Below are 22689 nucleotides of genomic sequence, written 5' to 3'. Positions count from 1 at the left end.
CCCATGTCTTGAAGAAAACCCGGACGGTCGGCGGTGTTCTTCGATTGAGGGCGGCTGGACCGGCTTCGTAGGATGGGGGCACGCACAGGCGGGGAAGGGCTGGGTGTTGGCTGCGGGGATCAACGCATGGATGAGCGTGAGGACCGGAGGCAGAACCGGGCGGAGTTGCGCCGGGCGTTCGTGATTCCGGCCATGATCGGGTTGGTGGTGCTCGGGGTTGCCGGGGTGAACTTTGCCAACGGCCTGGCCACGAAACAAAACCGCTCAGTACTGGACGCGGAGGATTTCCCAAGTTAGGTTTACCGGAAACTACTCAGTTTTGACTTTACGTTCAAGGGGAGAACGATGAGAAAAACGCTCTGGTTGCAAACCGCTGTTCTGGCCGTTTTGCTTGGATTGATCGGACCGTCAGCCCACGCGTCTCAATTTCCGGCAAGGGTTTCAACCGAGATTACCGGGTCACAGCAGTCCCAGGAATCAGAAAAGCTAACGGTCTGGATAAACGGGCAACAGTTCGTACCACCCGGTGAGTCGGCTAACGGAAAAGATGCCAAAATCAATGCCCAGACGTGTCATTGATTACCAATGACAACCCTGAGCCCTTCCAATTACGCCCAAGTCCTGCCGTGCCGCTATTTACCGGCGTCTTTGCCCTTTGGCGGCATGAAAATCGTGTTAGACGAAGGAGCATAAGCGGTCAGACTTCCGTCCTTCTCGGCTTCCAGACGATTCATTTGGTTCTGTTCAATTCGGATCTTCGTGGCCAGGACATCGAAAGCGGTGACGGCTCGGGGATTGGGAGCCTTGGTCCCGTGGAACCTGCGGGGCTGTGCATTCTCTACATATGGCGTGAACTCAACTTCGTATTTATCACCAAGTTCATCCGCCACCCGTTGGGCCAGATGTTCTCCCTGTTCAGTGAACCTTGTTGCCTCGTGCGGGGACTTCCAGCCTAGATCCGGAGCCAACGCGGCGTAGTACGAATCTTCCCAGGCCCGGAGGTCGCGAACGAGCGACTCGGCGAGCCCCGTCCTGTCATAATCCACTGGCCCACCAAACCACAGCACCGTCTCTGCGTAGTCGGGAAACATCCTTACCTTTGCCCGCTCGTTCTGATCCGAATCTTCCATGCCGCGATACTACTGCTTGAATCATTCAGCAGGAACGTCCCTGAATCGTTGTTGGCCCAACCAGGTACGTTGGCGGCATGGACTTGGTGAACTCCATGCGCAATGCTCCCATCCGATCCTGACGCTTGGCGGCCTACTTGAAACGCCGATGAAAACTCCCCCAGGAGAGGGAGCGATTGAGATCGCCAACCCATAGGCAGTTCGAAACCAGGCCATCGCTGTCCACCGGTGTCCGGCTAGGGCGAAGCCTTGATTTATCTGACAGTGGCACACGACGTCCAGAGATCTCATCCTGACAGTTCAGGGCCGAGACGAAGGCTGATAAACCCGAAAACGAGACAGTAGTTCGAGGAACTTGAACCATTTGAATGGGACTCAGGGTCTTTCGGCGCCCAGATCACACAGTGCGACCGCCGGCGGACATCCTGCAATCATTGTGTGTCTCCTTCGAAGGCCGAGTCCTCCCACGTCAAGCGGTCTTATCGTCAGGTTGGGGTGTGCTTCCAATGACAATCAGCACGACGGGCTGCGGCCAACCCGCCTCCGCTCTTGGCAGCCCTAGGCTCGCCGAGATCCGAAAAATTGGGCTGAGCTGTCTGCCCGCGGAAATGCACCCGCGCGTTATTGCGCGGGTGCATTAGCATCCCGTCGGTTCCTTACCTGACGTCGCTTGCGAGGGAGGGTTTTGGGTTATTCAACCGCGCGTCCTATCCGTCGGTATAGTGGTGATCCTTTCTTGCGCAGGACTAGGGCCGTGATGACACCTGAACCCAGCAGGATGTAACTGACAAGCAGCAGTGCGTTGAGCAAGAGCGGGTCACCGGCGACGAGGTACTCCATGTTGAAGGTGGCGAGCAGTAGTGCAGTGCCGATCGCCAGGATGGAGATGATTGGTGCCACCAGCGTTCTCCACACTGAGAATGTCGTGGTCCGGTTGCGTCGGAAGTAGACGATGACCGCGATTCCCGTGAGGAACAGCAGAAGAATAATTCCGTAGAACGCGACCCCGGCAGCCCCCGCGTAGAGCGCATTTGGGTCGCCTTGGGAAACGATGAGGATGATCAGGGCTACGAGCAGTGCGAGGCTTACGGCCATGGCTGACCGGTAGGGGGATCCGTGGACTTCGTGGACTCGTGCCAGCCGCTTCGGGAAGATCCCGTCCACTGATAGTGAGTGTGCGTAGCGGGTGATGATGTTTTGCAGTGAGAGCAGGGATGCGAAGAAGCTGGTGATGATCAGGATTGATACCAGTTGGTTGGCGAAAACTCCGAAGTACTGCGTGATTGCCGCGGGCATGATCCCGGTGGGATCCGCCTTCGCCGTGGCCACGGCTTGGGAGGTTCCTGTGGACAGTATGAGGGCGTATCCGGAGATGGCGTAGAAAACGCCGAGGAATCCGACGGTCAGGAACGTGGCCCGAGGGATGGTCTTGGACGGGTTCCGGACTTCGTCGCGGTAGATTGCCGTCGCTTCAAAGCCGTTGAACACACCGATGGTGAAGAGCAAAAGGATGCCTACTGACGGCGTGATGATGTTGGCAGGGTTCCAGGGTTCGAAGGTGTTACCTTCTGGCCCGCCGTTAGCGATCATGACGAAATCAAAGATGGCCACGATGGTGACTTCGATGACGAGGATTACCGAGAGAATCTTCGCTGAGAGTTCGATGTTGAAGTAACTGAGCACACTGGAGATAACGAGAAAGGCCAGGCTCCAGACCCACCACGGCACAGTTGCGTCTCCCACAAAGGCCGATATGAGGTTGTTGGCGGATATTCCGGCGACAACGATGCAGGAGATGGTGTTGACTCCGTATGTGCCTATTGCAAGGAAGGAGCTGCCCAGTCCCATAGGCCGGCCGAGTCCTTCGCAGATGTAGGTGTAGAAGGCTCCTGGACGGGGTATTGCTTTCGTCATGGCAGTGAATCCGGCGGCGAACAGCGCGACGAGCAGGGCCACACCGAGAAACATGATCGGGACGCTGATGCCGAATGAGATGTTCACCGGAATGAAGCCGAACACGATACCCAGCGGGGCTGTGAATGCCAGTACGGTTGTCAGGAGGCCGAAGGTGCCCATCCGCCCCCGAAGTGTGTATTGCGAACGGGGTTCCGTTGCTGTGGCCTCCGTTGGTATCTCTTCAGGCTTTTGTGTTTCCATGTCTATCCTCCTTGATAGAACGGTGTGAATGGAGAGAGTTCTTGCGGGAATGCAATGCAGGTCCTTTCTTGAGGACCGGGCTGCCGACCGTGCCATGGACTTGGCGGACCAGGTTTCGGGGATTGCAGGTCTGAGGGGACGCCAAAGACTGTCGGGGCGTTGAGGCGGGGTGCGCTGTATGGCCCCCATGCCGGTGCGCCTCGATGATCTATCGGGCGAGCAGGGGTGGCGGAAGGAGCCACGGCCGGTGGCAGCTTTGGTACTGGTGCGGTGGGCCTAGAGGTAGCTGGGGCCCTTGTAGAGTTGCTTGAATACCTTCAGGTAGGTGTCGCCCTCGACTTCGACGACGCCCTCCAGCGAATGGATGTCGCGCCATAGTTGGTACATTCCAGCGCGGTCGTGGGCTACCAGTTCAACGATGATGTCGCTGCCGCCTGATGTCAGGGCGAGGAACGTGCATTCGGGCATTGCACTGACTTTTTCTGCGACGTGCTGGGGATCGCCGGTTACTTTCAGGCGGTACATCGTGATGATGGTGGTTGGGGCGGTCATCGGCCTGACAACGGTCACGACTTGGATCAGGTCTTCGTCGAGTAGCCTGCGCATGCGGTTCCGCACGGTAGTTTCGGAGGTTCCGATTTCGTCAGCGATACTGCGGTAGGAAGCCCGTCCGTCGACTTGGAGCCGCTGAACGATCATGCGGTCAAGTTCGTCGAGCACGTTCTGCTCGTCGATGGCTTCGATCGACATGGGCTGCCCTTTCTGTCGTGCTGATGACCACCCCGTCGGTCAGAAGCCGCGCTTTTCCTCGTACGTGGCGCGGGAATCCGTGAGGTACTCGGGAATTGTAACGTCCCACCATCCGGTCTGTTGCATCATCGTTCGGGGTATCTCATTTGCCGACCTTACTTCAATGAGCACCGGCCGACGCGCTTCGAAGGCCCGCTTGAGCGCCGTCCCGATTTCGGCGGGGTCATCAACCCGCTCGGCCTCGCAGCCCAGGGACTTGGCCAGCCCGCAGAGATCAGCGAAGTACGGTGTGGCACCAATTTCGCGGAAGTCGGTGGCAAGATGGCGGTCTGAGCCGTGTTGGAGCAGCTGGGTGTCGCGTACGGAGTCCCAGCCTCCGTTGTTAAGGGCCAGCACAACGAGTGGTAGATCGAGCATTGCTGCAACGGCAAGTTCGGTGCCTGTCTGGAGAAGGCTGCCGTCTCCAACGAAGGCTAGAACGGGTGCTTCCGGACGGGCCAGGCGGGCGCCGATCGCTGTCGGAATGGCGAAGCCCATTTCCGACATCGCCCCCGAGACAATGTTGTGCCGGGGTTCGTAGACAGGAAATTCGTTGAATGCCTGATCTGCGCAGTAACCGGTGTCGGTGACGAGGATAGTGTCGCGGGGTAGCGCGGCTGCCATTTCAGCCAAGGCCCGCGAGACGGTAACCGGCTGCTGATCATCAGAGCGGGCCGGGTCGAGTTTGATTTCCCAACCTGCACGGAGCTCTGTCAGCTCGGCATACTGTGCGCTGGAACGGTAGTCCCGTGGTTCGTGCTCGGAACTGAGGGTCTTCTCGAGGCTCTCAAGCACCGCCTTGGCGTCCCCGTTGATACCAATCTCGGCCGGATAGTTCTTACCAATTTCGAAGGCGTCGATGTCCACGTGGATAAGACGTGTCCCGCCCGGTATGTCGAAGGTGATTCCCGGCCGGTATGAGGAAGAGACCCGGTCGGTGAACCGGCAACCTACGGCCAGCAGAACGTCTGCAGAACGTGCCATGGCGTTACCTGCGTCGGTCCCGATGTCACCGCAGCCACCTGCATAAAGGTCATGGTCCGCAGGGAAGGCACCCTTTCCTTGATAGGAGTGGATGACGGGCGCGCCGAGGAACTCGGCGACCTTGGCAAGCGCCGGCGAAGCCTCCGACAGGATGACACCACCACCGGCGAGAATGACTGGCCGCTCAGCGGTCGCCAGCAGTTTGGCGGCCGCAGCCACGGCCGCCGGATCGCCGAACGGACGGGACTTCCTCGCGCTGCACACCGGCGTCGGCGGTTCCCACACGGCGCTCTCGGCTTGGACATCCTGTGGGACATCGATTAGAACCGGCCCGGGACGGCCCTCAGTCATGGCGCTGAACGCCTGGGACAAGGTGAAGCCCAGCTGATCAACTCGGGAGGGCTGCCACCACCTCTTAACCACTGGTTCTGCCATCCTGGGAAAGTTCGAACCGTGCGGGCGGTCGATCTCTTGGAACGTGCCCCGCCCGACCATATACGTGTGCACACCTCCAGTGAGCAAGAGAACCGGTACGGAATCGGTGTAGGCGCCGGCCAGCGCCGTCAGGGTGTTCGTGGCACCCGGCCCGATGGAGACACAGGCGGCAGCAATCTTGCCCGCAGCCCGGTACTGGGCCGCTGCCATGTGTACGGCGCCCTGCTCATGCATGGCCGGTAGGACCGTAATTTCGTCCTTGCGGTCCACGAATGCATCCAGCAGCGCGGTATTGCCGTGCCCCGGAATCGTGAACACGTACTCGACCCCCTCACGTATGAGGTAGTCAACGATCATTTGGCCGCCTGTCAGCTCCAAAACTTACTCCCTATCTGTACTTCGAATGACTTACATCACTCTTTGGATACCGCACAGCGTATGCCTGCAGGTAACGGAAACGCAAGGAAAATTTAATAAAACTATCGACTTCCAAAGTCATGACGTGCCAAGATTGCGGAAACCGCATCATCGTCGATGTGGTGCTGTGCACGTAATTGGAGGAAACCGATGGAACTGACACGAACTGAATGGACCAACTGGTTTGGCAATCAGTCCTGCCGACCCGCGGAGCGGGAATGGCCGCTGGACGCTACAGAGACCCAAGAGATCATCGCCCGCGCAGCGGCAGCGAAACAGGAGGTGCGGGCTGTCGGGGGAGGGCACTCCCTGCCGGCAGTGGTACCGACCAAGGGAATCCTGCTGGACTTGGAAAACGTTCAAGGCCGCTTCGATGTCGACTCCGGGAACCAGCTGATGACTCTTGGTGCCGGACGGCGGCTGAGCCAAATCTTCGATCCCCTGTGGGATGCCGGATTCGCGATGAAGAACATGGGCGAGTTGGCCGACAGCACCATCGCCGGTGCTGTCTCAACGGGGGCTCATGGCACAGGAATCTCACTGCCTTGTACCTCGGCATCCGTGGTGGCGGCACAGCTGGTGACGGCATCGGGGGATCTGCTGGAGCTATCTCGTGAATCGACGCCGGAACTGCTGCGCGCGGCCCAGGTCTCCATAGGCATGCTGGGGATCTTCACCGAGCTAACCCTTGAAGTGGTGCCGGCCTATGACCTGGTCGAGCACTCAATCCTGATGAGTGTGGACGAAGTGCTGGATGGCTGGGAAGAAATCCTTGCCAAGCACCGCCACTGGAACTTCTACTACATCGCCACTCCTGCGGCCGCGGCCGCCTTTGCCGACCAACTCGAGCATCTGCCGGCAGGGTCCTCTGACGTTTGCTATTCAACCCTCGTAGATGCCGTCGCGCCAGGTCAATCCCATCCCCACGATGGTGTTCCCCACGTTCGCAGGGACAGAATGAATCGAATCCTGACCATCGAATTTGATCCGAACTACCGCGAAATTGAGTACGCCGTTCCCTACGACATCGGGAAGGAGACGTTCATCGCACTGCGTGAGATGCTGCGTCGAGATCATCCGGATTATGCGTTCCCCATGAACGTTCGCTTCGTTGCCGGTGACGATGCCTACTTGAGCGCGTACGGAGGCGGACCACGAGTCGTCTTCTCCCTTTCAGACGACCCCAAAGCCCCATATTCCTCGGTCCTGGGACGTGCTGAAGCCTTCTTCCTCGAACGCGGTGGCCGGCCGCACTGGGGCAAAGAGCACGCCCTGACAGAGTCAAACGCCCGTGCTGTCTTCCCGGACTTTGACCGATTCGTGGAAATCCGCCGGGAACTGGACCCGAACGGCATGTTCCTCAACCCGCACCTGAAGACCATCTTCGCCTGAACACCCAGCACCGCCGCAAGTCCCCGGCGGCACACACCACCGGAGGCAGCCGCCATCCGGAGGCGGCGTTGCATCAATGAACTTCCGAGAGACGCAAGAACCGAACAGGAGAAATTCCTTGAACCATACATCCCAACAAGTAACAGCACCCACATGGTCGAACTGGTGGGGTGGCCACCAATGCGAACCCACCCGTCTGGAGATCGTCAAGACCGAGAACGAAATTCGTGAATCGATCAGCCGGGCGGCCAGTGAAGGGCTCGGGGTCCGCGTTGCAGGAGGAGGCCACTCATTCGGACCAGTCGTGGTCACCGACGACGTGTTGCTCGATGTCCGCCTCAACGGTTCGATCCAGACAGGTCCTTCCACGGTCACCGTCCCTGGCAGCATGCACCTCTCACAGCTTTTCGATCCCCTGTGGGAATCAGGGGCCGCACTGCGGAACATGGGCGAACTGGAGACAGTTTCCATAGCCGGCGCAATCTCCACCGGTGTCCACGGAACCGGCCTGACGCTGCCTTCGATATCGTCATCGGTACGCGAACTGCGTATCATCACGGCCTCAGGAGACACACTGACGCTCTCCGAAAAGGACGGCGACCAATTCCGGGCGGCTACCCTTGCCATCGGCATGCTCGGCGTCATCACAAAAGTGACATTGGAAACCTTGCCCGCATACGACCTGGTCGAAGACTCCTTCTTCCTCACACCCGAGGAGGCGCTGGAAAGCTGGGACGAACTGCTCCACAAACACAGGAACTTCTCGTTCTACTACCTCCCAAGCCCCCGCGCAGCCGAAACATACTCACTGCTCCCCAGCCCACCTGAGCACAGCCAGGAAATTTGCTATGCGACAGTGCGCGATGCTTCAACCCCTGGGCAGCCAACGGTCGGACCAGGGCCTTTCCAACGGCGGGACCGGATGAACCGGATACTCAGTTTCGACTACGACCTCCGCTACCGTGAGATCGAATTCGCAATCCCTCTTGAGGAAGCCAAAACCGTCTACAACAAGGTCCGCGCCCTCATCAAGGACCATCACCCCGACTACGCCCACCCCATCGACGTGCGGTTCGTTGCCCAGGAAAACTCATTCCTCAGCTGGGCCAGCGATGGGCCCAAAGCCATCTTCTCCGTTCCTGAAACAGCCAGCGAACCGTATCAGGCAGTCTTGGCAGGCTTCGAGGAACTTTTCTACGAGCACGGTGGACGACCTCACTGGGGCAAGGAACACACCCTGACACGGTCACGGCTCGATCGACTCCAGCCCGGTGCTGAGCCGTTCCGTGAGGTGCGCCGCGAACTCGATCCGACCGGAATATTCCTCAATGAACACCTGCGCCCACTCTTCGAATGATCACATCCTGACGGATCAGGCTACCAATCCTGTATTGGGGTATCACCAGCTCACATACGACGACTGGCTCTACCTGAACCCAGGCGACAGAGTCATCGTGCTCAGGAACGGTTACGCCCCGCAGGCCGCCACTGTGGATGACGTCAGTGACGACGCCTCCTACTTCTGGCTGCAAGTTGACGGCCAACAACGCGTGCTCGTCATGGAAGGCGACGTGAAGATCCTCGCCACCGCAAACACGGAGCCACAAAACGAGAATGCCGGCGTCGCCCAACTAGATCTCAGCCCGATTTAGTCACGATCTCTGCTCGGAGTCGCGACAAAATGATCGCAACGCAAAAATGGCTGGGTGATGGTCAGCAGGCCACCACCCAGCCATACCTGTCAGAGCACCGAGGCAAGGACTGGGTTCGGATCCATCCTCTGCAACACACGGGGCTCACCCTCTCGTCCAGACACGGGAATTGCCCCAGCGTCTTCCATGCACCCCACTCAACCGCCGATAGCGAATACCCCGAACGGTTAAGAGCGTCAGGCTAATGCGAACTCCGGATTTCCTGACAGCGGCTCGCGATGTTCTTAGGCCCTATTCTGACAGTCGGCTGGGAAAGGATCCGTGCCCGGCTGGGTGGTGAAGTCCCGAAACAGCCCTAGAAAAGACCAGATTTGCTCATGTTAGTGGTGCCTCGGGCACATTCCTCCGCGCTGTACCTTAACTAACTCCGGTCAGGCACGTATTTTCCATTGTCAGGAGGCAACGACGTCAGGTTGGGGTGTAGTTCAGTTTGGAATCAATCATCCCGGTACCGGACAGTTCCATCCGCCTGACAGAGCAGCACGCTGCGGCGCTCCTGTGCGATGGCTCAGCGACGTCGTCCTTGGCTGGGCAGGCCGCCGCTCACGATGCTTCTCACACGAACGCTGGCTCGCCTGCCGACCTCCCAGTCCAAGACCAAGAGGTTGTATTCCTGCTCCGCTTGGGTCATTGCGTCGGTGCACTCGTCCATGATGTTAAGCCGTTCGAGGTGGTCCCACATGTCGCTGATTGTCGAACCCTCGAAGTGTGACTTCTGAGCCTCACGGGCCAGATCACCCACAATGTCGCACCGATTCGTCTGCGAGAGCACGAAAGCGCCAAAAACCGGCTTCTGTGTTCCTTTGGCCTTCCTCGGAGTCCGTCTCATGGCCCTCATCCTTTGTCAAGACGCAAAGAATCGGCCCCCTCAAGTGAGGCAGTCAGGACGAGAACCACTGCGGGACGGTTCTGTTCTGATGGAAGGGGGGCTCTCTTGAACAGCAGTTTCAGACAGTGCAAGGGGAGTTCCTTCGTATTGTGCGTTTCGCCGTCCGGTTGGTTGGGGGTATCACAAGGTATTCCATCAAACCGACTGAGCCCTGAAGCTTTCTTCGAAGTCTTCGAGGCTTCGGCCGCCCGTTTCCGGCAGGCACTTTGCTGTGAAGACGATAGCGAAGAGGCCGAGTACTGCGAAGAGGAGGAATGTGCCGAATCCGAGTGCTGCGACCACGGGAGGGAAAACCAAGGAAACTGCGGCATTGGTGAGCCAGAGTACGAGCACTGATGCCCCGATCATGAGCCCGCGCATCCGCAGCGGGAAGATTTCGGAGATCATCAGCCAGGCCAGCGGTCCGATCGTGGCTTGCATCATGGCGATAAAGGCCAGGATAAAGACGAGCAGCAGCCAGGGACGGAGCAGGTTGTCTTCGGGGAGGAGAATGCCGACAAGCCCGACCCCTATGTGTGCTGTCGTCGTTCCGATGAATCCTGTAAGCATCATGCTCCGACGGCTGACTCGGTTGATGATGTAGAGCGCTACGATCATTGGAACGACGGAGGCTACGCCGTTTAGTACGTTGAATCCTAGTGCTGCGTTGCGGTCGAATCCTGCTTGTTCGAGCACCTGCGTTCCGTAGTACATCATGGAGTTGATACCGGTGAGTTGCTGGAAGATGCCGATGCCGAATCCAATCAGGAGCAGCTTGCGGGTCCATCGGGTGGAGAGGATTTCTTTCCACGAGCCGAGGTTTTCTTGGCGTTCCTGGTCCGCCAGTTCCCTTACTTCGGCCATTTCTGCGTCGGCCCGGTCTCGAGATCGCATAGTTTTCAGTACGGTGTGGGCTTCGTCGTCGCGCCCCTTGGAGACCAGCCATCGCGGGCTTTCCGGCATGCGCAGCATGCCGAAGAACAGGACGAAGGCTGGCAGTACGGCCACTGCGAGCATGTAGCGCCACACGTCCGGATTGGTGCCCCAGAGGTTGCCGATGATTGCGTTGACGAGGAAGGCGAGGAACTGTCCGCTGACGATCATCAACTCGTTGCGGGAAACGAGGCTGCCACGCTTCTCGAACGGAGCTACCTCGGCCAGGTAAACGGGGACGGTGACTGAGGCGCCGCCTACTGCGAGTCCGAGAATGAAGCGGAAGGTAAGCAGGACGTCGTATTGCAATGACAGGGCTGCCCCGAGCGTTCCGATGAAGAACAGGACGGCCAGAACGATGATGAAAGGTCGGCGGCCGTACCTGTCGGAGACCTTACCCCCCAAAAGGGAGCCAACCGCTGCGCCGATGAGCAGAATGAAGGTGATGAGCCCTTCTTCCCAGGGAGAGATGTTGAAGTAGTTACTCATGAAGGTCAGTGCGCCGTTCAGGACGCCGGTGTCGTAACCGAAGAGCAGTCCGCCGAATGTGGCAATAACGGTGATCATGCCGAGGCGTTTGTTGTAGGATCCCCGCCCCATGGCGGGCAGCTGCTTTCGTCTTCCAGCAGAGGCTGTCACGTCGAGTTTTTGGGCCAAAACAACGCTCCTTCGCGTTTAGTGCGTTAGGTGTTCTAAGGGTTAGTTGTGTGTGTGCATGTCAGAGATAGTCGAAGTTCGTTCGAAGAAGGTCGATTGCTACCGGGATGGGCACCCAGTCAGAATGAGTGCGTGTTTCAGTCACCGCTTATCCCTCAGCGATGAACGTGCAGGAAGTTACCGTCAGCTGATTGCGGGTACGTGCGCGGAAACGACCGGCAGTTATCGCCGCGGCTAAGCGACGGCGTCTATGCGGTTGGATGCGGGTGCCCAGTGGTGAACGGGTGTGGTTTCCCATTTGTATTCAATCCAGGCCGTGTACCCCTGGAAGCGTTCGAACATGGTCCGGGGTTCTGCGCCGTAGGCTGCCAGCCACAGGATGGATCCATCTGTCGTGACGCCGTCCACGAACCCACTTCGCACGGGCTGTCCGTTATGACGGATTTCGACGAGTTCTCCAACGAGGGGTTGCCAATCGTGCTGAAGGTGGAATCTGTCTATCAATGTGTGCTCCTCAGTGCGTTGGAGCCCAAACCGTGGAATCCCTGGTTCAGGTACGTCCGACGGGGGTGGTTGGTTCGTCAGCTGCATCGAAGCATTCCAGCGCTGTGGAAAGTGCGAATTCCAGAGCCCGTCGCACAGGCATTGCGCGATGCTCGTTGGAAAGGATCTCGACGCCCCAAGGGCCGTTGTAGCCGAGGTTCCTGAGGGTTTTGATGAACCCGACAACGTTTTGGTCGCCGTGACCGCATAGGCGCCGGTGATCGCGTGTGTCCTCAAACAATGTCCCCCGGACCTCCTTGTCTGCGTCGTTGAGTTCCACTGCGAATATCTGGTCGGCAGTGAGGTTCTCAGATAGCTCGTCCAGGGTGGTTCCGTAGCGGAAGACATGCCAGTAGTCGACGACAAGACCGCAGTTGGGGTGATCCACGGTGCGCATGAGATCGGCTGATGTGGGGATTGACTGGGCCATGGAAAAGGCAATGGGTTCCAGAGCAATGCGGGTGCCCCGTTCGGTCGCCTCTTCCGTGAGATGACGCAAGGGGAGTGCCAAGGGAGTGTAGTCGTCCAGTTCGGCACCAAAGGCCGTGCCCACTTTGATGAACCTGGCACCGAGGGTCTCTGCTGCATCGAGGAGCAGGTCAAACTGTGGCCGCCACTCGCTGGCCTTGGATTCGTCCCACCAGTTGCTGAGGAATTCGACCTCGATATAGCGGAAGCCTTCTTGGTCGATGATGTCGCGCAGCCCTGCAAAGCCGATTGTGTCCCGGATCTGGAGCAGATCGTCATGGGCCAGTCCGAAGCCGGCCCAGCCTGTGGCGGCCAGAGCTTCCATTCGCTCGCCTATGGGGACGGGGCTTGTTTCCGGAACCCTGAGCGGGGCCGTGTCTCCTGCGCTGGTCCAGCAGGAGGCCACGAGTTCGGGGGTTGAAGAGTTGGTCAATGGTTCTCCTTCGAAGCAATGAGGCGTGGATCACGCAGCGCCTTAATCATGAAAGCACACTTCGTTGGAACGGTCTATTGACATCGTGTAATGTCTAGAATTACTGTTGGACCGTTCCACAAAGCGATGTGGGTCACATTCCGTTCTACATCAGATCCAAGACCTCCGTACTGGCCTTCATCAGAGCAAGGCCGAGGCCTGCACAAGGTCGAGTATTTACGCGAATCAAAGGAGATTTCACGTGGCGAAGTTCAATTGGCGGCGAGGTGCTCTCGCACTTGCCGTAGTACCGCTTTTGGCACTGGGGGCATGTTCAAGCCAGGGCGGCAAGACCGAAGCTGCAGGTGGCGACGGCGGATCGGGCGGGCAGGTTGCCAGCACCCCACGTATGAAGGTTGCCCTGATTACGCACGCCGAGGCCGGTGACACTTTCTGGGACATTGTCCGCAAGGGCGCCGAAGAGGCTGCTGCGAAGGACAACGTCGAAATCCTGTACACGAACGACTCCGATGCTGGCCGTCAGGCCCAGCTGGTCCAGCAGGCCATTGACCAGAAGGTCGACGGCATCGCCGTCACCATCGCCAACCCTGGCGCCATGAAGGACGTCATGAAGAAGGCCAAGGACGCCGGTATTCCCCTTGTCAGCTTCAACGCCGGCGGGGACGTCTCCGCACAGCTGGGTGCGTTCACACACTTCGGTTCCAACGAGTCACTGGCCGGCGAAGCCGTGGGGGCCAAGCTCGCCGCCGACGGCTACAAGCACCCCATCTGCGTGATCATGGCCCAGGGGCAGGTTCAGCTGGAGCAGCGGTGCGCTGGTGTCAAAGAGAAGGTCCCGGCGACGGAGATCCTCTACGTAGATGGCAAGGACATGACCGCGGTGCAGTCCACGGCAACGGCCAAGCTTCAGGCCTCCAAGGATGCCGACGTGATCGTTGGCTTGGGCGCTCCCTACACCGTCACTATCCTCAAGGCCGTGACGGACGCGAACAGCCAGATCAAGGTAGCCAGCTTCGACCTCAACCCGGCACTGGCCCAGGCCATCAACGACGACAAGGTCCTCTTTACGGTAGACCAGCAGCCCTACCTCCAGGGCTACCTCTCCGTTGACGCCCTGTGGCAGAACAAGCGGGGCGGGTTCAAGGTCGGTGGCGGCCAGGCTGTCCTGACAGGTCCCTCCATTGTGGACAAGTCGACCATCGCTGACGTCCTGAAGAACGTCCAGCAGGGTATCCGCTAATCCGAAGCGTTTCGGGCCGCACGAGGCTTCCCTCGTGCGGCCCGAACATCAAGGAGCTTATTCACATGACTACTGCAACAGCCCCAGCGCCGACGCCTGCCCCCGGCGATGAGCGCATCGGACGACGCAACCCCTTCCAGCAACTCCTCGCCCGCCCGGAAGTGGGCGCCCTCGTCGGCGCTATCCTCCTGTTCGTCTTCTTTTCGGTTGTAGCCCCCACCTTCTTGCAACCGAATTCCTTCGCGACCGTCCTTTACGGTTCTTCGACCATCGGCATCATGGCCGTGGGTGTCTCGCTGCTGATGATCGGCGGCGAGTTCGACCTCTCCACTGGTGTGGCCGTGATTTCCTCGGCCCTGACCGCCTCCCTGTTCAGCTGGTACTTCTCTACCAACATCTGGGTCGGTGTCACCCTCGCCTTGGTGGTCTCCCTGGGTATCGGCTTCATCAACGGGTGGATCCTGGTCAAGACCAAGCTGCCCAGCTTCATCGTCACGCTGGCCACCTTCCTCATGCTGACCGGCCTGAACCTGGCACTGACTCGGCTCATCGGTGGATCCGTTTCCTCCCCGTCGATCGCCTCCATGGACGGCTTCAGCGTGGCGAAATCGATCTTCGCTTCCTCCGTGAATATCGCCGGAGTCGACGTCAAAGTCACCGTCTTCTATTGGATTGTGCTCGTCTTGGTCGCCTCCTGGGTGCTTCTCCGCACCCGGATTGGTAACTGGATCTTCGCCGTCGGCGGTGATGCGAATGCTGCCCGCGCCGTTGGTGTTCCGGTGACCAAGACCAAGATCGGTTTGTTCATGGCTGTCGGTTTTTGCGGCTGGGTCCTGGGCATGCACAACCTGTTCGCCTTCGACGCCGTGCAGTCCGGTGAAGGCGTGGGCAACGAGTTCCTCTACATCATCGCCGCCGTGATCGGTGGCTGCCTCCTCACCGGTGGCTACGGGTCCGCGGTGGGTGGCGCTATCGGTGCGTTCATCTTTGGCATGGCCAATAAGGGCATTGTCTACGCACAGTGGAATCCGGACTGGTTCAAGTTCTTCCTGGGCTTGATGTTGCTGCTGGCCACCATCGTGAACCTGATCGTCAAACGCCGGGCAGAACTGAAGTAAGGGGCCGGACCAATGAATGCACAACAGATCGACCAGCAGACCCTGCTGAAAGACGAGAAGGATCCCTTGACCCACACGCCCGTGCATCTGCTTTCCCTCGAAGCCGTGGGCAAGCATTACGGCAACATCATCGCCCTGCGGGACGTGACCATGGCGGTGGACAACGGCCGCGTCACTTGCGTCCTGGGCGACAACGGTGCCGGTAAGTCCACGCTGATCAAGATCATCGCCGGCCTGCACCAGCACGACGAAGGCACACTGCAGGTGATGGGCGATGCGAGGAAGTTCTCTTCACCCCGTGAAGCGCTCGACGCAGGTATCGCCACCGTGTACCAGGACTTGGCGGTCGTTCCGCTGATGCCGATTTGGCGGAACTTCTTCCTGGGCTCCGAGCTGACCACCGGTGTCGGTCCGTTCCGCCGCATGGATGTCCAGAAGATGAAGGCCATCACCAAGAAGGAACTCGCGGACATGGGCATCGACCTGCGCGATGTGGAACAGCCTATCGGCCAGCTCTCCGGCGGTGAGCGCCAATGTGTGGCGATCGCCCGCGCCGTGTATTTCGGCGCCAAGGTCCTGATCCTCGACGAACCGACGGCCGCGCTGGGAGTCAAGCAGTCCGGCGTCGTACTCCGCTACATCCTGCAGGCCCGCGACCGTGGCCTGGGCGTCATCTTCATTACCCACAACCCGCACCACGCGTTCCCGGTTGGCGACCGCTTCCTGCTGCTCAAGCGCGGCAAGTCGATCGGCTACTACGAGAAGAAGGACATCACCCTGGATGAGCTGACGGCCCAGATGGCCGGCGGCGCCGAACTCGCTGAGCTCGCCCATGAGCTGGAGCAACTCGGTGGCCACACCCAAGCCCTCAACGAGGTCAAAGCAGAGGTCGCCGACGTGGCAGAGGCCGCACCCGACCACAACACCAAGCGCCACTAACAGCGCTTCGAACCGAACCTGGATGGAGCAACCATGGAAATGCTAGTAGCCGGAAACTGGCGAGGCGCCGCAGACGGCCGGACCGAAGAAGTCCGTTCGCCGTTTGACGGCCGGACTATTGACACGGTCCCTATCGCGACAGTCAAGGACGCCCAGGATGCTCTGGACAGGGCGGAGATCGGCGCGCACCTGCAGCGGACCATGCCCGCGCACGCCCGGGTCAATATCCTCCTGCGCGCCGCAGCCTTGGCTGACGAACGCGCGGAGGATATCGCCCAAACCATCAGCGCGGAAACCGGCAAGCCCATTACCGAGGCGCGCGGTGAAGCATCGCGGTCGGGAAACATCATTCGTCTGGCAGCCTATGAGGGAAGTCAACTGTACGGCTCGACCCTTCCCTTGGATGCTAACGCCGGCACCGGCTTGGACAAGATTGGCTTCACCCTCCGGCAGCCGGTCGGGATCGTCGTGGCAATCACCCCGTTCAACTACCCGGCCTTGTTGGTCCTGCACAAGATCGCCCCGGCACTGGCAGCCGGCAACGCGGTGGTGCTCAAGCCCGCGAGGGCAACCCCCCTGACGGCACTGAAGCTGGCACAGTGCTTCGTCGACGCCGGTTTGCCCGCGGAGGCGCTGTCGGTTATTACCGGTCCCGGCAGTTCCTTGGGCGATGTTCTCGTTTCCGACCCACGCGTCCGCAAGGTGTCCTTCACCGGTTCGACCGGCACCGGAACCCACATCTCCTCCATCGCAGGAGTGAAAAAGCTCTCGCTGGAGCTCGGTGCGTCCTGCCCCGTCATCATCCTGCCCGACGCCGACCTTGAGCTGGCTTCCAGTGCCGTGGCCGCGGGTGGCTTTATCAACGCCGGACAGGTGTGCATCTCGGTGCAGCGTGTCATTGTTGACCGCCGCGTTGAGGCTGATTTCCTCGATGCCCTGGTACCAAAGGTCGAAGCCATTGCGGTAGGAAACCCCAAGGAAGAGGACACACGGCTGGGTTCTTTGATCTCCGAACAGGAAGCCGCCCGTGTGCACGCTTCCATCACCGAGGCACGGCATTCCGGCGCCAGGGTTCTGACCGGTGGTGAGCGGGACGGCGCCGTGGTGACCCCCGCAGTGGTCGCAGGCGTTGATCCCCGTTCAAACCTGAGCCGCAACGAACTGTTCGGCCCCGCTGTCGCCGTCTCCTCCGCGCAGGACATCGAAACGGCCATCGCCTTGGCCAACGACAACGACTACGGCCTTGGCGCCGGCATCTTCACCAACGACGTCGCGGGCACCGTTCAGGCCATGCGGCAGATCGACGCCGGCAACATCCACATCAACTGGTCTCCGCTGTGGAGGGCAGACCTGATGCCCTACGGCGGGCTCAAAGGCAGCGGCATCGGCAAGGAAGGCGTCCGTTCCGCAGTCCAGGAAATGACCGAAGAGAAGACCATCGTCCTGCACGGACGTCCCTGGTAACGACAACCCGAAACAAGGCAATGACTACACCATCACAGACCATCCGGCTTACCACGGCCCAAGCGGTCATCAAGTACCTCGCAGCCCAGCATTCAGTCGCCGACGGTGTTCGCCGTCGGCTCGTCCCCGCCGCTCTCGGCATCTTCGGACACGGCAACGTCGCCGGCCTCGCCCAGGCACTCGACCAGCTCGCCGACGACATGCCCTTCATTCAGGGCCGCCACGAGCAGTACATGGCCCACATCTCCACCGCCTACGCCAAGGCCACGCGCCGTCAGTCGGTCCTCGCCGTCACGGCATCCATCGGCCCCGGTGCCTTGAACCTGGTCACGGCGGCCGGGCTGGCCACCGTGAACCGTCTTCCGCTGCTCCTGCTGCCCGGTGACACCTACGCCACCCGTCACCAGGGCCCGGTGCTGCAGCAGCTCGAACACCCCACCGAAGCCGACGCCACCGTCAACGACGCGTTCCGCCCGGTCTCCCGGTTCTTCGACCGGATCACCCGGCCGGAGCAACTCCTCACGGCGCTGCCGCAGGCCATGCGCGTGCTGACGAGCCCCACGGACACCGGTGCCGTCGTAATCTCCCTGCCCCAGGACGTTCAGTCCCACGCCTATGACTTCCCGGCCGAGTTCTTCGAACCCCGTGACTGGAAGATCCGCAGGCCCCTGCCCGATCCGCAGGAAATCTCCGACGTTGCTGAACTGGTCCGCAACGCCAAGCGGCCCGTGATCTTCGCCGGCGGCGGGGTCCACTACTCGGACGCCCACGCGGCCTTGGAAGCCCTCGCGGGTCAAACGGGCATCCCGGTGGTTGAAACGTTCGGCGGCAAGGGCGCCGTCACCAAGGATGAATGGTGGCAGGTGGGCGGTGTAGGCCTGGAAGGCAACTTCGCCTCCAACACCCTCGTGAAGCAAGCCGATCTTGTCCTTAGCGTCGGCACCCGCCTGACCGACTTCGCCACCGGATCCCAGTCGATCTTCGAAAACCCCGACATCCGCTTCGCCTCGCTGAACATCGTTGACGCCGACACCCGCAAGCAAGGAGCTACGGGAATCCTCGCCGATGCCCGCCGTGGGCTGGAAGCCTTGGCCCAGGCTCTTGAAGGCCACGCAACCAGCGAGAGCTGGCAGGAAACCGTGCAGTCGGAGAAGGCCGCCTGGGCTCCCATCCGGTCCCAGTGGCTCGATGCGGACACCGCCTACCGCCCCGAAGACCACCCACATGCACCCGTGACCGAAGCGGTCCTCACACAGCCCCAGCTGATCGGCCTGATGCAGGAACACGCCCGCTCCGGTGACACGATCATTGCCGCGGCCGGCGGCCCTCCCGGGGATCTCCAGAAAGTCTGGGACGCCACCGGCAACCGCAACTGCCACCTGGAGTTCGGGTTCTCCTGCATGGGCTACGAAATCGCCGCCGGCATGGGCGTACGACTGGCCGAGGGCAACAACGACAACCGCGTGGTCACCTTCATCGGCGACGGTACGTTCCTCATGGCCCCCACGGAGATCCTCACGGCAGCCCAGGAAGGCCTGAACGTTACCGTCGTCGTGTCCGAAAACCATGGCTACCAAGTCATTCACCGGCTCCAGATGAACAGGATGGGACGCGAATTCGGCAACGAATTCCGTTACCGCACCACAGCCGGAAGCGTTGCCGTCGAAGACGCCCCCAAGGCCCGCCTGGAAGGCGACTACCTCAAGGTGGACCTTCGCCAGATCGCCGAAGGCCTCGGCGCCCTGGCCATCCGCGCGACCACCACTGCGGAGGTCCGCGAGGCCCTGGCCTCCACCCGCGACACACAAGGCCCAGTCGTAATCATCGTTCCCACCGTCCCGCACGTGGACCTTCCCGGCGGCGACGTCTGGTGGGATGTTGCCCCTGCGGAAGTCTCCGACCAGGAATGGGTCCAGGATCTGCGTGCCGACTACGAGACCGCCCGCACCCGTCAGCGGTGGTTCGGATGAGCCGCAGCCCTCTCGACGGCGGCAACCTGCGCGCCCGGCTGCGCGCCGGAGAGACCACCGTCGGCACCTTCGTCGGATTGGCTTCGGCCACGGCCGCCGAAGTGTGCGCCGCGTCCGGCGCTGACTGGGTGCTGATCGACCTCGAGCATGGTTCCGGCGGCGAGGACGCCGTCCGGGAAGGCGTCCTCGCCGCCGGAAGCTACGGTGTTCCGACCATCGTCCGGGTCGAAAGCGGTGAACGGATCCGGATCGGCCGTGTCCTGGACCAAGGCGCAGCGGGCATCATGGTCCCGCGCCTGAACACCGTTGAAGAGGCGGGACAGGCCGTAAAGCACATGCTCTACCCTCCCTACGGAGACAGGGGAGTGGCCACCTACAATCGGTCCTGCCGGTGGGGCATGGACCGGGCGCCGTTGAGTGCGGAGCAGCAGAGCACCGTCGGGGTCATCCAGATCGAAACCCTCGATGCCCTGAATAGCGTGGATGACATCGCAGCCCAGGACGGCGTGGACGTTCTGTTCGTCGGCCCCCTGGATTTGTCTTACGCGCTGGGGGTACCGCTGCAGTTGGACAGCAACGCCTTCCAGGAAGCACTGCAAAAAGTCGTGGCAGCGGCCGAAGAACACAACAAAGCGGCCGGCATCCTCGCCGTGGATGGCGTCGCGGCCGCCAAGTACGTCCGGCAAGGCTTCCGCTTTGTGGCCATCGGCTCTGACTCGACCATCATGGCGGCCGCGTTCCGAGACGCTTTCGCTACCGCCCGCAACTGAACCAAGACTTACCGAAAGAAAGGCATGAAAGTGAGCCAAGAATCCCGCACCGTCGGTGTCGGCCTCATCAGCGTTGGATGGATGGGAAAGCTCCACTCGCGCGCCTACCAGACCGTCCCCTACGCCTACCCTGAGCTGGGGCTCAACACCAGGCTGGTCATCGCCGCAGATACCGAACCCAGCCGCATCGACTACGCCCGCGACGTCCTGGGCTTTGCGGAAGGCACCACCGACTATCACGACGTGCTCAACCACCCCGACGTCGAGGTCGTCTCAATCTGCGCACCGAACTTCCTGCACGCCGAAATCGGCATTGCAGCAGCGAAGGCCGGCAAGCACTTCTGGATCGAAAAGCCTGTCGGCCGCGGCTACGAAGAAACCGCAGCTGTCCAGGACGCCGCAGTCGAAGCCGGCGTCATTACTTCCATCGGCTACAACTACCGGCACGCCCCCGCCGTTGAGCACGCACGCAAACTCATCGCTGAAGGCCGCCTGGGCCGGATCACCAATGTGCGGGCAGTATTCTTCTCGGGCTATGCCTCCGAACCCAACGGGGCACTGTCGTGGCGGTTCAACCGGAAACTCGCCGGAACCGGAGTCCTCGCTGACCTGTTCAGCCACGCGACGGACCTGTGCCAGTATGTAGTTGGTCCCATCGCCGAAGTGACCGCGCTGACAAGCACTGTTTACACGCAGCGCCCCAAACTGGCTATGGGCTCAGGAACACACTTCGCGGTAATCGAGAACGGTGAATTGGGAGAGGTCGAGAATGAGGACTACGCAGCAGCGTTGGTCCGCTTCGGCCCGTCCGCCGTCGGCGCCGGCGCCGTGGGCACCATCGAATCCTCCCGGGTTGCAGTCGGACCCGAGTGCGGCTACCAGATCGAGGTCTACGGCACCGAAGGTTCCCTCAAATGGGACTTCGAGCGCATGAACGAACTGAAGGTCTGCCTGGGACGGAACAACGACGAACAGGGATACACCACCGTCAACGCCAGCCCCCGCCACGGCGATTACTCGCACTTCCAGCCCGGCCCGGGCAACAGCATGGGCTTTGACGACTTGAAGGTTATCGAGGCCAAGAAGTTCCTGCTGGCCGTCACCGGTGGGGCACAGGAGAACTCCAACATCCACGACGCTGCCTCCGCGGCCGCGATCGTCAGCGCAGCTGAAGCCTCCGCACACTCCGGGCAGTGGCAGAAGCTCGAGGAAATCCACGGCACCACGGCAGCGCGGGTGTAGCGATGACCACTGCATCCGCCCGGCGGCCAACAATCAAGGACGTAGCCGAACGCGCCGGTGTTTCCAAGTCCTTGGTATCGCTCGTCCTGCGCGATTCGCCCCGCGTCAGTGACGAGCGCCGCCAGCGGGTGCTCAAGGTCGTTGAGGAGATGGGCTACGAACTAAACCTCGCCGCCCGTTCCCTGGCCACGCGCGACAGCGGCAACATCGGTGTGCTGGTCAGCGACCTGCACAACCCTTGGGCTTTCGACGTAGCCGACGCTGCCCGCCCGGTGCTCGAAGATGCCGGCCACACGGTCCTCTTCAGCGCCGTAACGGCCAAGGGCAGGGGAGTGGACCAGTCCATCCTCCAAGCTTTCCGGGACCTGCGCGTCTCAGGGCTGCTCGTGATCGGAACGGTCCCCGACAAAGCCCCCTTCAACCGGGCCGTTTCCGGGGGAGCTGTCGTGTTCGCAGGCGGCGGACCGGACTACATCGACACCGCCGATGTAGTCCGGTCCGATGACACCCACGGGATGGTCATGGTGGTCGAACACCTTATCGCCCAAGGACATGAGAACATCGTGCATCTGGGCGGTCTGGGCGGATCAGTGGGCAGGGCGCGTGTGGACGGCTATTCCGCTGCCATGGAAGAGCACGGCCTCTCGCGGCACATCAGCATCGTCGACGCTGATTTCTACCAGGAATCCGGCTACGTCGCGGCGCAGAAGGCCTTGAACTCCTCACGCTCACAACATCTTCGGCCCACGGCCCTGGCCTGCCTGAACGATCTGGCAGCTTTGGGAGCGATGACGGCGGCCGATGAGTGCGGGGCCAAAGTCGCCATCACCGGTTACGACAACATCGCGCTCGGAGCGATGCCCCGTCTTGGGCTCACCACGGTGGACCCGGACAGCACCGCAATCGGCGTGACAGGTGCCAAGTCGCTTCTGGAACGCATCCACGGCGAAGGCAACGGCTTCGTACACCACCCCATCGCGCCACGCCTGGTCGTGCGCACTTCAAGCCTCATTGGCCTCTAACACCCA

Annotated in this window: 20 protein-coding genes; 12 read left to right on the top strand and 8 right to left on the bottom strand. The window is 60.8% G+C overall.

Annotation, left to right across the window (positions count from 1 at the left end; translation table 11 throughout):
- The first annotated feature begins 126 nt into the window (after positions 1-126).
- Entirely contained in the window at positions 127-297 is a 171-nt protein-coding gene (locus ACIPV6_RS10755) for a hypothetical protein (RefSeq protein ID WP_400270866.1), read from the top strand.
- A gap of 335 nt (positions 298-632) precedes the next feature.
- Here the strand turns inward: ACIPV6_RS10755 and ACIPV6_RS10750 are convergent, their stop codons facing one another.
- From ACIPV6_RS10750 to ACIPV6_RS10735, 4 genes are all read right to left on the bottom strand, one after another.
- Entirely contained in the window at positions 633-1130 is a 498-nt protein-coding gene (locus tag ACIPV6_RS10750; RefSeq protein WP_400270865.1) for a hypothetical protein, read from the bottom strand.
- A 690-nt stretch (positions 1131-1820) separates the two neighbouring features.
- Entirely contained in the window at positions 1821-3287 is a 1467-nt protein-coding gene (locus ACIPV6_RS10745) for an APC family permease (RefSeq protein ID WP_400270864.1), read from the bottom strand.
- Positions 3288-3563: 276 nt separating this feature from the next.
- A complete protein-coding gene (locus ACIPV6_RS10740) occupies positions 3564-4037 on the bottom strand; it encodes an Lrp/AsnC family transcriptional regulator (protein WP_400270863.1) in 474 nt (157 codons plus the stop codon).
- A gap of 39 nt (positions 4038-4076) precedes the next feature.
- Entirely contained in the window at positions 4077-5852 is a 1776-nt protein-coding gene (locus ACIPV6_RS10735; protein ID WP_400270862.1) for a thiamine pyrophosphate-binding protein, read from the bottom strand.
- A 210-nt stretch (positions 5853-6062) separates the two neighbouring features.
- Between ACIPV6_RS10735 and ACIPV6_RS10730 the strand changes: the two genes are divergently transcribed.
- The 3 genes from ACIPV6_RS10730 to ACIPV6_RS10720 all read left to right on the top strand — a co-directional run bounded on the left by ACIPV6_RS10730 (position 6063) and on the right by ACIPV6_RS10720 (position 8956).
- A complete protein-coding gene (locus tag ACIPV6_RS10730) occupies positions 6063-7304 on the top strand; it encodes a D-arabinono-1,4-lactone oxidase (protein WP_400270861.1) in 1242 nt (413 codons plus the stop codon).
- A 118-nt stretch (positions 7305-7422) separates the two neighbouring features.
- The gene (locus tag ACIPV6_RS10725) at positions 7423-8661 is read left to right on the top strand and encodes a D-arabinono-1,4-lactone oxidase (RefSeq protein WP_400270860.1); all 1239 of its coding nucleotides are present in this window, start codon (positions 7423-7425) and stop codon (positions 8659-8661) included.
- The gene (locus ACIPV6_RS10720; protein ID WP_400270859.1) at positions 8633-8956 is read left to right on the top strand and encodes a hypothetical protein; all 324 of its coding nucleotides are present in this window, start codon (positions 8633-8635) and stop codon (positions 8954-8956) included. The genes ACIPV6_RS10725 and ACIPV6_RS10720 overlap by 29 nt, the downstream gene beginning before the upstream one ends.
- Positions 8957-9524: 568 nt before the next feature.
- On the opposite strand, the gene ACIPV6_RS10715 is transcribed toward ACIPV6_RS10720, so the two are convergent.
- The 4 genes from ACIPV6_RS10715 to ACIPV6_RS10700 form a co-directional block, all read right to left on the bottom strand.
- Positions 9525-9845, bottom strand: a complete 321-nt coding sequence (locus ACIPV6_RS10715; RefSeq protein ID WP_400270858.1) for a hypothetical protein — start codon at positions 9843-9845, stop codon at positions 9525-9527.
- Between the two features lie 195 nt (positions 9846-10040).
- A complete protein-coding gene (locus ACIPV6_RS10710) occupies positions 10041-11474 on the bottom strand; it encodes a sugar porter family MFS transporter (protein ID WP_400270857.1) in 1434 nt (477 codons plus the stop codon).
- A gap of 234 nt (positions 11475-11708) precedes the next feature.
- Positions 11709-11897, bottom strand: coding sequence for a hypothetical protein (locus ACIPV6_RS10705; RefSeq protein ID WP_400270856.1), 189 nt, complete (start codon positions 11895-11897; stop codon positions 11709-11711).
- Between the two features lie 127 nt (positions 11898-12024).
- A complete protein-coding gene (locus tag ACIPV6_RS10700) occupies positions 12025-12918 on the bottom strand; it encodes a sugar phosphate isomerase/epimerase family protein (RefSeq protein ID WP_400270855.1) in 894 nt (297 codons plus the stop codon).
- 241 nt (positions 12919-13159) lie between these two features.
- Between ACIPV6_RS10700 and ACIPV6_RS10695 the strand changes: the two genes are divergently transcribed.
- The 8 genes from ACIPV6_RS10695 (at position 13160) to ACIPV6_RS10660 (ending at position 22683) form a co-directional block, all read left to right on the top strand.
- Positions 13160-14158, top strand: a complete 999-nt coding sequence (locus tag ACIPV6_RS10695) for a substrate-binding domain-containing protein (protein WP_400270854.1) — start codon at positions 13160-13162, stop codon at positions 14156-14158.
- 65 nt (positions 14159-14223) lie between these two features.
- Entirely contained in the window at positions 14224-15276 is a 1053-nt protein-coding gene (locus tag ACIPV6_RS10690; protein WP_400270853.1) for an ABC transporter permease, read from the top strand.
- Positions 15277-15288: 12 nt separating this feature from the next.
- Positions 15289-16215, top strand: a complete 927-nt coding sequence (locus ACIPV6_RS10685) for an ATP-binding cassette domain-containing protein (protein ID WP_400270852.1) — start codon at positions 15289-15291, stop codon at positions 16213-16215.
- A gap of 33 nt (positions 16216-16248) precedes the next feature.
- Positions 16249-17679 carry an aldehyde dehydrogenase family protein gene (locus ACIPV6_RS10680; RefSeq protein WP_400270851.1) on the top strand — a complete coding sequence of 477 codons (1431 nt, stop codon included), beginning with the start codon at positions 16249-16251 and terminating at the stop codon, positions 17677-17679.
- A 20-nt stretch (positions 17680-17699) separates the two neighbouring features.
- On the top strand, positions 17700-19649 hold the full coding sequence (gene iolD / locus ACIPV6_RS10675) for a 3D-(3,5/4)-trihydroxycyclohexane-1,2-dione acylhydrolase (decyclizing) (RefSeq protein ID WP_400270850.1): 1950 nt from the start codon (positions 17700-17702) through the stop codon (positions 19647-19649).
- Positions 19646-20419, top strand: coding sequence for an HpcH/HpaI aldolase/citrate lyase family protein (locus tag ACIPV6_RS10670; RefSeq protein ID WP_400270849.1), 774 nt, complete (start codon positions 19646-19648; stop codon positions 20417-20419). Before iolD ends, ACIPV6_RS10670 begins: the two co-directional genes overlap by 4 nt.
- A 30-nt stretch (positions 20420-20449) precedes the next feature.
- Positions 20450-21661, top strand: coding sequence for a Gfo/Idh/MocA family protein (locus ACIPV6_RS10665; protein ID WP_400270848.1), 1212 nt, complete (start codon positions 20450-20452; stop codon positions 21659-21661).
- Positions 21662-21663: 2 nt separating this feature from the next.
- Complete coding sequence (locus ACIPV6_RS10660; protein WP_400270847.1) at positions 21664-22683, top strand: LacI family DNA-binding transcriptional regulator; 1020 nt, start codon at positions 21664-21666, stop codon at positions 22681-22683.
- Positions 22684-22689 lie beyond the last annotated feature (6 nt).

The organism is Paenarthrobacter sp. NPDC089988 (assembly GCF_044748465.1).
Taxonomy (GTDB): Bacteria; Actinomycetota; Actinomycetes; order Actinomycetales; family Micrococcaceae; genus Arthrobacter.
Note: the sequence above shows the minus strand (reverse complement) of the source record. Positions and strands in the feature narration are given on the sequence as shown.